Genomic DNA, 9,917 nt, shown 5'->3' on the forward strand with positions numbered 1-9,917 from the left:
CTTGTAGGGGCGACCCTTGTGGTCGCCCTGCTTCGGCGCCTCCGCATCCAAGCCTTTCATCCGAGCGGGTCGGGCGAAGGCCGGTGCGAAACCCGCGATGACGATCTCAGACTATCTTTGCTCGGCTGTTTGAAAAGTGCATCGGAAATTTGTAGGGTGGGCAAAGCCATCGGGTCGCGCGCATGCGCGAACCGATGGCGTGCCCACCAATTTGAGAATCATCTCAAGCAAGGGATGGGCACGGCGCGAAGAAGGCGTTTTTGCCCACCCTACGAATCAATATGGGAAACTGGTTGCCCCTGTTTCCGCGCCTGTATTAACAGGGCTTAACAGGAAAAAGGTGTGGTCTTTCGGAGACACAACTTTCCCACTTGGATTACCTCGTCGCGTGCGGTCTGAAAAAGAGGCTGGTCCCGCCCCGGAACCAATTCGCACGCTTCCGACTTATATCAATGTTCCCTTCGTCCCATTGGTTTTGGAGACTGCTATGCCGAGCGCGGGCCGGACGCCTTCGATCATACCCTACGGGGCGGATCAAACCGTGTACGTCGTCATCGACCGCTTGGGTGGCCGGGATCCCGTCCATCGCGAAACCGAATACGAGCGGGCGGACCTCGAAACCATCATCGCCGATCTGATCTCGGGGCAATTCAACGATCCCGTCCGCGTCATCGCCTTCAACACCCTTGAGCACTGGTCGGACGATGTCTCCCGGGAGATCGCCCGCGAGATTGAAACCCGCAGCGACATCCAAGGCGCCCGCGTCCCCGAACATATCCGCGATTTCGTCGAAAGCTACTGCGGCCCGGCCCATGGACCTGCGCCGCGGCATTTCGGATGGGTCAACTGCCCTCGCGGCGCCTGGTGATGCATCGCCGTGCAGGCGCTTCAGGACTCGGCTAGCTTGCCATGCTATCCGTGCGGACGCGTTCAGGGGCGGAATGTGGCAGGGCTGCCCGGCGCCCCCTGGGCTCGCGCGCGGCATATCCTCATGGCGTCGCGGTTGGGCCGGTGCTAAGGACGTAACCAAGTCTGCGCAATCGAAGCGGACCACACCCGGCGGCACCGCGAATTAGAACGTGATGGAACAACCTGCAGGCCATCGGCTGAATGCCGACCAGATCGCCTACTGGAACGGTCCCGGCGGTCAGCACTGGACCGATCGGCAGCAGACCCAGGACATCCTGCTGGCACCGGTCTGCGATATCCTGATCGACCGCGCCGGGGCCAAGGCCGGCAAACGGATCGTCGATGTCGGCTGCGGCTGCGGCGCCACGACGATCGCATTTGCTCAAGCCGTGGGCCCGACCGGGCATGTGCTGGGCGTCGATATCTCCGCGCCGATGCTGGCGCGCGCGCGGCAAATGGCGCCGGCGGGCCTGCCGGTCGAATTTGTTCTGGCCGATGCGACGGTCCATGAGTTCGTTCCCGCAAGTTTCGATCTCATGGTCTCGCGGTTCGGCGTGATGTTTTTCGCCGAGCCGGTGCTGTCCTTTGCCAATGTGCGCAAGGCGCTGCGTTCGTCGGGCCGGCTGGCATTTGCCTGCTGGCGGGAGCCGCGCGATAATCCGTGGCTGATGGTGCCGCTGCAGGCGGCTTACAAGCACGTTGCAAAACTGCCGCAGCTCGGACCGGAAGACCCCGGGCCGTTCGCCTTTGCGTCCGAAGAGCGCGTGCATCGCATCCTCGGCGCGGCCGGGTTCTCTACCATCAAGATGGAGCCATGCCATCTCTCGCTCGATATCGCGATCGGGCAAGGGCTTGATGCCGCGGTGGAAGCCGCGCTCGAAATCGGTCCGGCGAGCCGCGCGCTCGAGGGACAGCCGGCCGACGTTCGCGCCGCCGCTGCCGCTTCGATCCGGGAAGCGCTTAAGCCGTTCGTCAGCGGCCAGAGCGTGCCGCTTGCCGCGTCAATCTGGATGGTGACGGCGCGAGCTTCGTGACATTGCCTTTACCGGAGCGCCGGCAGCGCTGAGGCGTTTTCGCAACGCGAGCCGGTAGCCTCTTGAAAAGCCTTAAGCCCGCTCCTCCCAGATCATCGCGAGGTGAACGATGGTCTGCATGGCTTTTTCCATGTCCTGCACGCTTACCCATTCCTGCCGCGAATGAAATGCGTGCTCGCCGGCGAAGATGTTGGGGCAGGGCAGTCCCATGAACGACAGCCGCGAGCCGTCGGTGCCGCCGCGGATGGAAGTCTTCACCGGCTGAAGTCCGGTCCGGCGGATGGCCTCCATCGCGTGGTCGATGATCTCGGGGTGGCGGTCGATCACCAGCTTCATGTTGCGGTACTGCGGCTTGATCTCCAGCCGGTAGCTCGATCGCGGATAGTCGGACATCACCTGCTTGACGATATTTTCCAGCAGGGCTTCCTTGTCCAGCAATCCCTGCTCATTGAAATCGCGCACGATGAAATGGAGTGTAGCCTTTTCCAGCGCGCCGGAGATGCCGATCGGATGCAGAAAGCCTTCCTTGCCTTCGGTGGTTTCGGGCGAGCAGGTATGTTTGGGCAACCGCTCGACGATGCCGGCGGCGATCTTGATCGCGTGCTCCATCTTGCCCTTGGCAAAGCCCGGATGGGTGCTGACGCCCTCGATGGTGAGGGTGGCGGCATCCGCCGAGAAGGTCTCGTCCTCGATATTCCCGGCGGTTTCGCCGTCAATCGTATAGGCAAAATCGGCCCCGAGTTTATTGAGGTCGGCCTTGTCGACGCCGCGGCCGATCTCTTCGTCGGGCGTGAACAGGATCTTGATGGCGCCGTGTTTGATCTGCGGATTTTTGGTCAGGAAATGCGCCGCGTCCATGATTTCGGCAAGGCCGGCCTTGTTGTCGGCGCCTAACAGCGTGGTGCCGTCTGACGTGACGATGTCGTTGCCGATCTGATCGGCCAGTGCCGGATGCTCCGCAGCACGGATGATCTGCGAGGGGTCGCCCGGCAGCACGATGTCGCCGCCGCGGTAATTCCGCACGATCTGCGGCTTGACGTCCTTGCCGCTGCAGTCAGGCGAGGTGTCCATATGCGAGCAGAAGCAGATGACCGGTACCTTCTTTGCGGTATTCGCCGGGATCGTGGCATAGACGTAGCCGTATTCGTCGAGATGCGCGTCGCGGATTTGCATCGCCTGCAGTTCGGCTGCCAGCAGGCGGCCGAGATCTTTCTGCTTTTCGGTGGAAGGGCAGGCCGGCGAAGCCGGGTCCGACTGGGTGTCGATGACGACATAGCGCAGCAGGCGCTCGGTCACGCTATGCGTAAAGCGGAGGGGTGAACTCACAATCGACACCGCGGGTGAAAGACGGGAAACGCCTGCTTCGGAACAAGCGTCATTCCGGGGGTCGCGCGCGCCGCGCCGGAATGACGCCAAGTCGGAAGACCAGCCTTGTCAGACGGCTTCCTTGAGCTCCTTGGCCGCACGGAAGGCAACCTTCTTGCTGGCCTTGATGTGGATCGCTTCTCCGGTGGCTGGGTTGCGGCCCATCCGGGCGGCGCGCTTGCGCACCTGCAGGATCCCGAGACCGACGATGCGTATGCGCTCACCCTTCTTGAGGTGCTTGGTGATCCGGGTGACCAGATCGCCCAGGATCGCTTCAGCCTGCTTCTTGGACAATTCCTGCTCCTCCGCAATCGCCGCCGCCAGATGCTTGAGCGTGACGGTGGTCGGGGTCGTTGCCTTTTTCGCCATATTTGGCCCTCCTCGTTGTTGATGGCTAGGAAACTAAGACGTATCAGGCCTTAAACGATTCGGGTGGCGGCTGCCTATGCTGTTTTGCTTATAAACAGCCCATTATTTGCATCGGCGTCGCAAAAACCCCTGCCTGGCAAGGGGATTCGCAACAACCTTGACTTGGATAGGTCCCCCCTTTAAGTCCACCTCGCGCGGGTTTCGTCAACCACGCGGGAGTAGCTCAGTTGGTTAGAGCGCCGGCCTGTCACGCCGGAGGTCGCGGGTTCGAGCCCCGTCTCTCGCGCCATCATTTCAATGACTTAGCGGCTTGGCCAACCTGACATTGTCCCCTATGGAGAGGTGGGCAGCCGGCAGTCGAACGGTGGTGGCGGAAGCTACTGACCCCTCGCTTTGGCCTTAATGACGTCGCCGCAGCGCCATGGCATGCCCATCTTTGAGCGGCAACAGCGCGGCCGAGGGCGCGCCTCATTCGAATCGGTCGATCATGACGGACCTGCTCAGACATGCATCTACGATCCTTGCCTCCTATCAGAGAGCCGAGGCGGAGCTGGTAGGCAAAGTCGTGGTGCTGACGGACGGCAAAGCCGGGACAGTAGAGGAAATCTGGTTGGACGAGCTGCATGGCCTGCGCATTTCGATCGGCGGGCATTTTGGCAAATGGCCGCTCTCCAGCCTGAAGATGGTCAGTTCGGAGCCGACAGGAAATCATCCAAACAGCCGGACCGAAACTGCCTCCCGCAGGCGGCCGAAATCGCTGTCATTCAAGCGTACTAGCGGATGACCGACACATCCGAACTCGTCACCGTCACAGGCTTGCCGGCCTTAATGACGCGGGCGCTCTGGGTGTAGTCCGAACCGGTGCGAGCCGAGATGCCGAAGCCTGCCACCGCGATGCCGGCCACGAGCGCCAACACCACGACTTTCAAGTGGGTAGCGCGGTCCGCTGAGTGAATGGAGTGGTTCATCCGAGCCTCCTGGCGCTTTTTGTCGCCGCCTTGTTGGCCGTAGAACTACCGATGATTTGTTTCGGGACTGTTTCGCAAATCCCTAAAAATGGCTTCGTCGGACCCTCCCGGGTCTATTCCCGACATCTTGCGCCGGCCCGCTGACCTGACCGTCACGTGGTCCGCAACACCGCGCGTGAGCTAACGGAGCTCCGTCGCCCCGGTTGCCTGCCAACGCACCCGCAACTCGTCGGGTCAGGGACATGGCCAAGCGAAACGCCGCCTTGCCTAGTTATCCCAACGCGCGTGGCGGCCCGAGGAGGCGTCAAGATCCTCAAGATAGCTTGTCTTGCGCCCCTTGTTGCACTGCGCTAAGCCTCTGGGCATCCCTGTTGACGAATCTGCGGTCCCCCCAAGCCGCGGGAAAAGGCTTCGCCGATGACCGGCATCCTGCAGAATTATCTTCCACTCGTGGTATTCATCGGGGTCGCCGGCCTGATTGGTTTGGCGCTCTTGATCGCCCCCTTCCTTCTCGCTTTCCAGCAGCCCGATCCGGAAAAGCTTTCGGCCTATGAATGCGGATTCAACGCATTTGATGATGCCCGCATGAAATTCGACGTCCGGTTCTACCTGGTAGCGATCCTCTTCATTATCTTCGATCTGGAAGTGGCATTCCTGTTCCCGTGGGCGGTGGCGTTCGGCAAACTGGGTGCAACCGGCTTCTGGTCGATGGTGGTTTTCCTCGCCGTGCTTACCGTCGGCTTTGCCTACGAATGGAAGAAAGGCGCGCTCGAATGGGACTGAGCCCTGCTGCCAAGACATCGGGATTTGCGCCGGCGGTCGCCCCCGCCGCGACCGGCATCATCGATCCCGCAACCGGCAAGCCGATCGGAGCCAATGATCCCTACTTTCTCGAGGTCAATCACGAGCTGTCCGACAAAGGCTTCTTCGTCGCCGCCGCCGACGATCTGATCATATGGGCGCGCACGGGCTCGCTCATGTGGATGACCTTCGGTCTGGCCTGCTGCGCGGTCGAGATGATGCAGATGTCGATGCCGCGCTATGACGCCGAACGGTTCGGTTTCGCGCCGCGCGCCTCGCCGCGGCAGTCTGACGTGATGATCGTGGCGGGCACGTTGACCAACAAGATGGCGCCGGCGCTGCGCAAGGTCTACGACCAGATGCCGGAGCCGCGCTATGTGATCTCGATGGGGTCGTGCGCCAATGGCGGCGGCTACTATCATTATTCGTATTCGGTGGTGCGCGGCTGCGACCGCATCGTGCCTGTCGACATCTATGTGCCGGGCTGCCCGCCGACGGCGGAAGCGCTGCTCTATGGCGTGATGCTGCTGCAGAAGAAAATCCGGCGCACCGGAACCATCGAACGCTGAGAGATGCCATGACGGATCCCGCAGACATGATCGTGCCGCTGCTGCGCGAAATGCGTGCTGAAAATCGGGCAGAGCACGAGCAAACGCGCGCACTGGTAATCGCGCTCGATAAACGTCTGGGCGGAGTGGAAGAGACGCAGAGGAGTTTCCGGCAGGCGCTGACCGCCGATACCCTTCTGAGCAAGCTCGTGACTGGCGAGTTCGAGGAACGGATCGAAGCCCTCGAGAATAAGGTACGGGAATTAGAGGGTCAGAAGTGAGTAAGCTTGTTGAGCTCGGCGAAACCATCGCGGCGGCGCTCCCTGGCGCCGTAACGGGACAAGCGATCGCGTTTGATCAACTCACGCTCGCGGTCGATGCCGGCAAGATCGTCGATGTCGTGCGATTCCTGCGTGATGATCCCAGCTGCCGCTTCGTCAACCTTACCGACATCACGGCGGTGGATTATCCCGGCCGCACGAAGCGTTTCGACGTGGTCTATCATCTCTTGTCTCCGACGCTGAATACGCGCATCCGGCTGCGCGCCGAGGCCGGAGAGACGACCCAGGTGCCCTCGATCATCGGGGTGTTTCCCGGTGCCGACTGGTTCGAGCGCGAAACCTATGACCTCTATGGCGTGATCTTTACCGGGCATCCGGACATGCGGCGGCTGTTGACCGACTACGGTTTCGACGGCCATCCGCTGCGCAAGGATTTCCCGCTTACCGGCTTCGTCGAGGTGCGCTACGACGATCAGGAAAAGAGGGTGCTTTACGAACCCGTTCGTCTCAATCAGGAATTCCGCAAGTTCGATTTCCTGTCGCCCTGGGAAGGCGCGGATTATCCGCTGCCGGGAGACGAGAAGAGAAGTGGCTAGCGATGAACGAAGCCTCGCTCCGCAATTTCACCATCAATTTCGGTCCGCAGCATCCGGCCGCCCATGGCGTGCTGCGGCTGGTGCTGGAACTCGAGGGCGAAGTGGTGGCGCGGGTCGACCCGCATATCGGCCTGTTGCATCGCGGCACCGAAAAGCTGATCGAGCAAAAGACCTATCTGCAGGCGATCCCTTATTTCGACCGCCTCGACTATGTCGCGCCGATGAACCAGGAGCACGCCTTCTGCCTGGCGGCGGAAAAGCTGCTCGGCATCGCGGTGCCGCGCCGCGGCCAGCTGATCCGGGTTTTGTATTGCGAGATCGGCCGCATCCTGTCGCACCTGCTCAACGTCACCACCCAGGCGATGGACGTCGGCGCGCTGACCCCGCCGCTGTGGGGCTTTGAAGAGCGCGAAAAGCTGATGGTGTTCTACGAACGCGCCTCCGGCTCACGGATGCACGCGGCCTATTTCCGGATCGGGGGCGTGCACCAGGATCTGCCGCCGAAACTGATCGACGATATCGAGGCCTGGTGCGATCCGTTCCTCGGCGTGGTCGCCGACCTCGAACGGCTGCTCACCGGAAACCGCATTTTCAAGCAGCGCAACGTCGATATCGGCGTGGTCACGCTCCCGCAGGCCTGGGAATGGGGTTTTTCGGGTGTGATGGTGCGCGGTTCGGGCGCGGCGTGGGATTTGCGCAAGGCGCAGCCTTACGAATGCTACGACGAGATGGATTTCGACATTCCGATCGGCAAGAACGGCGATTGCTACGACCGCTACTGCATCCGGATGGAGGAAATGCGCCAGTCCGTGCGCATCATGAAACAGAGCATCGAAAAGCTGCGCTTGGCCGACGGGCAGGGGCCGGTCGCGGTCGCGGACAGCAAGATCTTTCCGCCGCGCCGCGCCGAGATGAAGCGCTCGATGGAGGCGCTGATCCATCACTTCAAGCTCTACACCGAGGGCTTCCATGTGCCGGCCGGCGAAGTCTACGCCGCGGTCGAGGCGCCGAAGGGCGAGTTCGGCGTATACCTGGTCGCCGACGGCAGCAACAAGCCCTACAAGTGCAAGATCCGCGCCCCCGGTTTCGCGCATCTGCAGGCGATGGACTTCATCTGCAAGGGCCATTTGCTGGCGGATGTTTCGGCCATCCTCGGCTCGCTCGATATTGTGTTCGGAGAGGTCGATCGGTGATCGCGCAGCCGCCCATCCGGTTTGATCGGACCACCGGCGCGCTCGAGGGTGCAAGCGCCTGGGAACGTCTTGCCGCGCTGGCTTTTTCGTCGGGCTCGAAGGTGGCGTCGACATTTTCGCATCGCGGCTATAACCGCTGCGCGAACTTGCTGCGCAAAGCATTGCCCGAGCGCGATATCGCGATCAAGCTCAATGCCGATGCGACGTTCGAGTTTCCCTATGGTGACGGTTACTGGATCAAGCTGCTCAACCGGTCGTATTGTTACGAGGATGAGCTGGAATTGCTGTTCCGGGATTCCGTCGACGTCGACTATACGCTGATCGATTGCGGCGCGAATTTCGGCTACTGGTCGGTGCTGGTGTCGAGCGCGCCTTATGGTTCGCACAAGGCCATCGCGATCGAGCCGTCGTCGCAGAATTTTGCCAAACTCGAAAACAATGCCAAAATCAACGGCAGCCGTTTCGATGTGCTGAAGTCTGCGATCGGTGCGGCAAGCGGTAGCGCGCGGCTGTCCGGCACCAGGCACGAGGCGCTCAGCATCACCGGGAACGGTGATGGCAGCGGTGAGATCGTGCCGGTGATCGCGCTCGATAACCTGCTCGACGACGGCAGGATTTCACCCGATGGCAAGTACCTGGTCAAACTTGACGTCGAAGGCGTCGAGATTGAAGCCATCAAGGGTGGTCCGCGGCTGTTGCGGGGCGATAGCGTGTTGTTGTGCGAGGAGCATGGCAGCGATCCCAGACATTCGGTGTCGCGCTTCATCCTGGAACAGACCCCGCTCACGCTGATCGTCTATGATCCGCGCAGCGGTCGCCTGGAAACCGTGACCGAGCTTTCGATACTGGACCGCATCAAGGTGTCATCTCACGTTGGTTATAACGTATTTGGCACCGCCAGCTCCTTCTGGCAAAACCGGATTAATGCCCTGAACGCGAATGCCGTGCGTCGCCTGCAATGAGAGACTGAACGAGAATGTCCGTCCGCCGCCTCGCACCAAAGGAACTGCAGCCTGCGAACTTCACGTTCGCAGCGGAAGACCTCGCCTGGGCCAAACAGCAGATTGCCAAATATCCGGAAGGCCGGCAGGCATCGGCTGTGATAGCGATCCTGTGGCGGGTCCAGGAGCAGCATGAGGGCTGGGTTTCGGAAGCGGCGATCCGCGCCGTCGCCGATCTGTTGCAGATGCCTTACATCCGGGTGCTGGAGATTGCGACCTTCTACACGATGTTCCAGCTGCAGCCGGTCGGCAAGAAGGCGCATGTTCAGGTCTGCGGGACCACGCCGTGCCGCCTGCGCGGCGCCGGCGACATCATCAAAGTATGCCAGAGCCGCATCCATCACGACCCCTTTCAGCTGTCCAGGGATGGCAATTTCAGCTGGGAGGAAGTCGAGTGTCTCGGCGCCTGTGTCAATGCGCCGATGGTGCTGATCTCCAAGGATACTTACGAGGATCTGACCACGGAGAGTTTCGGCAAGGTGCTGGACGGCTTTGCCTCCGGCAATCCCGTCAAGCCGGGACCGCAGAACGGCCGTCAGTTCTCCGCGCCGATCACCGGTCCGACCACGCTGAAGGAAACCACATGATGCGTCATGGCACATGGCGGGCGACCGGGCCGGGGAGTGTCGGCGTGATGAAGAATTGGCGCTATGTGGCCTTGCATGCGGCGGCGGCAGCGGTTTTCATTTTCCTGCTGCAGCGCTACGCATTGGGGGCCTCGCTCGAGACAGGCCTTTTGTGGGCGCTGACCTTCGGCGGATGTGCCGCCGGTCTTGCCTATATGCAGTCCAACCGCTGATCCCCGGGGAAGCTTCAAGTCATGCTCGACGACAAGGACCGCATCTTCCGCAA

Annotated in this window: 13 protein-coding genes, 1 tRNA gene and 1 pseudogene; 12 read left to right on the forward strand and 3 right to left on the reverse strand. The window is 61.5% G+C overall.

From position 1 onward, the window contains the following. Nucleotides 1-199 precede the first annotated feature (199 nt). Together ABSG20_RS21240 and ABSG20_RS21245 are read left to right on the forward strand one after the other, a co-directional pair. Complete coding sequence (locus tag ABSG20_RS21240; protein WP_423866476.1) at nucleotides 200-868, forward strand: hypothetical protein; 669 nt, start codon at nucleotides 200-202, stop codon at nucleotides 866-868. 214 nt (nucleotides 869-1,082) lie between these two features. After that, a complete protein-coding gene (locus tag ABSG20_RS21245; RefSeq protein WP_423866477.1) occupies nucleotides 1,083-1,943 on the forward strand; it encodes a class I SAM-dependent methyltransferase in 861 nt (286 codons plus the stop codon). Nucleotides 1,944-2,015: 72 nt separating this feature from the next. On the opposite strand, the gene pepT is transcribed toward ABSG20_RS21245, so the two are convergent. Both pepT and ABSG20_RS21255 read right to left on the reverse strand, forming a co-directional pair. Continuing rightward, on the reverse strand, nucleotides 2,016-3,272 hold the full coding sequence (pepT, locus tag ABSG20_RS21250) for a peptidase T (RefSeq protein ID WP_423866487.1): 1,257 nt from the start codon (nucleotides 3,270-3,272) through the stop codon (nucleotides 2,016-2,018). 105 nt (nucleotides 3,273-3,377) lie between these two features. Further along, the gene (locus tag ABSG20_RS21255) at nucleotides 3,378-3,677 is read right to left on the reverse strand and encodes an HU family DNA-binding protein (protein ID WP_423866478.1); all 300 of its coding nucleotides are present in this window, start codon (nucleotides 3,675-3,677) and stop codon (nucleotides 3,378-3,380) included. Nucleotides 3,678-3,889: 212 nt separating this feature from the next. Here ABSG20_RS21255 and ABSG20_RS21260 point away from each other — a divergent pair. Then, nucleotides 3,890-3,966, forward strand: a tRNA-Asp gene (locus ABSG20_RS21260). Nucleotides 3,967-4,164: 198 nt separating this feature from the next. Next, nucleotides 4,165-4,365 (forward strand): annotated as a pseudogene (locus ABSG20_RS21265) (PRC-barrel domain-containing protein); the annotation flags it as partial. 85 nt (nucleotides 4,366-4,450) lie between these two features. Here ABSG20_RS21265 and ABSG20_RS21270 read toward each other — a convergent pair. Further along, complete coding sequence (locus tag ABSG20_RS21270) at nucleotides 4,451-4,645, reverse strand: hypothetical protein (RefSeq protein WP_423866479.1); 195 nt, start codon at nucleotides 4,643-4,645, stop codon at nucleotides 4,451-4,453. Nucleotides 4,646-5,062: 417 nt separating this feature from the next. On the opposite strand from ABSG20_RS21270, the gene ABSG20_RS21275 reads away from it, so the two are divergent. The 8 genes from ABSG20_RS21275 to ABSG20_RS21310 are packed head-to-tail and all read left to right on the forward strand — an operon-like array spanning nucleotide 5,063 to nucleotide 9,864. Beyond that, nucleotides 5,063-5,428, forward strand: coding sequence for an NADH-quinone oxidoreductase subunit A (locus ABSG20_RS21275; RefSeq protein WP_423866480.1), 366 nt, complete (start codon nucleotides 5,063-5,065; stop codon nucleotides 5,426-5,428). Continuing rightward, nucleotides 5,419-6,015 (forward strand): NuoB/complex I 20 kDa subunit family protein, encoded by a 597-nt coding sequence (locus tag ABSG20_RS21280; protein WP_423866481.1) that lies wholly within the window; start codon nucleotides 5,419-5,421, stop codon nucleotides 6,013-6,015. The genes ABSG20_RS21275 and ABSG20_RS21280 overlap by 10 nt, the downstream gene beginning before the upstream one ends. An 8-nt stretch (nucleotides 6,016-6,023) precedes the next feature. Continuing rightward, complete coding sequence (locus ABSG20_RS21285) at nucleotides 6,024-6,275, forward strand: hypothetical protein (protein ID WP_423866482.1); 252 nt, start codon at nucleotides 6,024-6,026, stop codon at nucleotides 6,273-6,275. After that, nucleotides 6,272-6,871 (forward strand): NADH-quinone oxidoreductase subunit C, encoded by a 600-nt coding sequence (locus ABSG20_RS21290; RefSeq protein ID WP_423866483.1) that lies wholly within the window; start codon nucleotides 6,272-6,274, stop codon nucleotides 6,869-6,871. Before ABSG20_RS21285 ends, ABSG20_RS21290 begins: the two co-directional genes overlap by 4 nt. Before the next feature lie 2 nt (nucleotides 6,872-6,873). Then, nucleotides 6,874-8,064 carry an NADH-quinone oxidoreductase subunit D gene (locus tag ABSG20_RS21295; RefSeq protein ID WP_423866484.1) on the forward strand — a complete coding sequence of 397 codons (1,191 nt, stop codon included), beginning with the start codon at nucleotides 6,874-6,876 and terminating at the stop codon, nucleotides 8,062-8,064. Continuing rightward, nucleotides 8,064-9,026 carry an FkbM family methyltransferase gene (locus tag ABSG20_RS21300; protein ID WP_423866488.1) on the forward strand — a complete coding sequence of 321 codons (963 nt, stop codon included), beginning with the start codon at nucleotides 8,064-8,066 and terminating at the stop codon, nucleotides 9,024-9,026. Before ABSG20_RS21295 ends, ABSG20_RS21300 begins: the two co-directional genes overlap by 1 nt. Nucleotides 9,027-9,040: 14 nt before the next feature. Beyond that, nucleotides 9,041-9,652 (forward strand): NADH-quinone oxidoreductase subunit NuoE, encoded by a 612-nt coding sequence (gene nuoE / locus ABSG20_RS21305; protein ID WP_423866485.1) that lies wholly within the window; start codon nucleotides 9,041-9,043, stop codon nucleotides 9,650-9,652. Continuing rightward, a complete protein-coding gene (locus ABSG20_RS21310; protein ID WP_423866486.1) occupies nucleotides 9,652-9,864 on the forward strand; it encodes a hypothetical protein in 213 nt (70 codons plus the stop codon). Before nuoE ends, ABSG20_RS21310 begins: the two co-directional genes overlap by 1 nt. The last annotated feature ends 53 nt before the right edge of the window (nucleotides 9,865-9,917 follow it).

It is taken from the genome of Bradyrhizobium sp., from assembly GCF_049512235.1.
GTDB lineage: Bacteria > Pseudomonadota > Alphaproteobacteria > Rhizobiales > Xanthobacteraceae > Bradyrhizobium.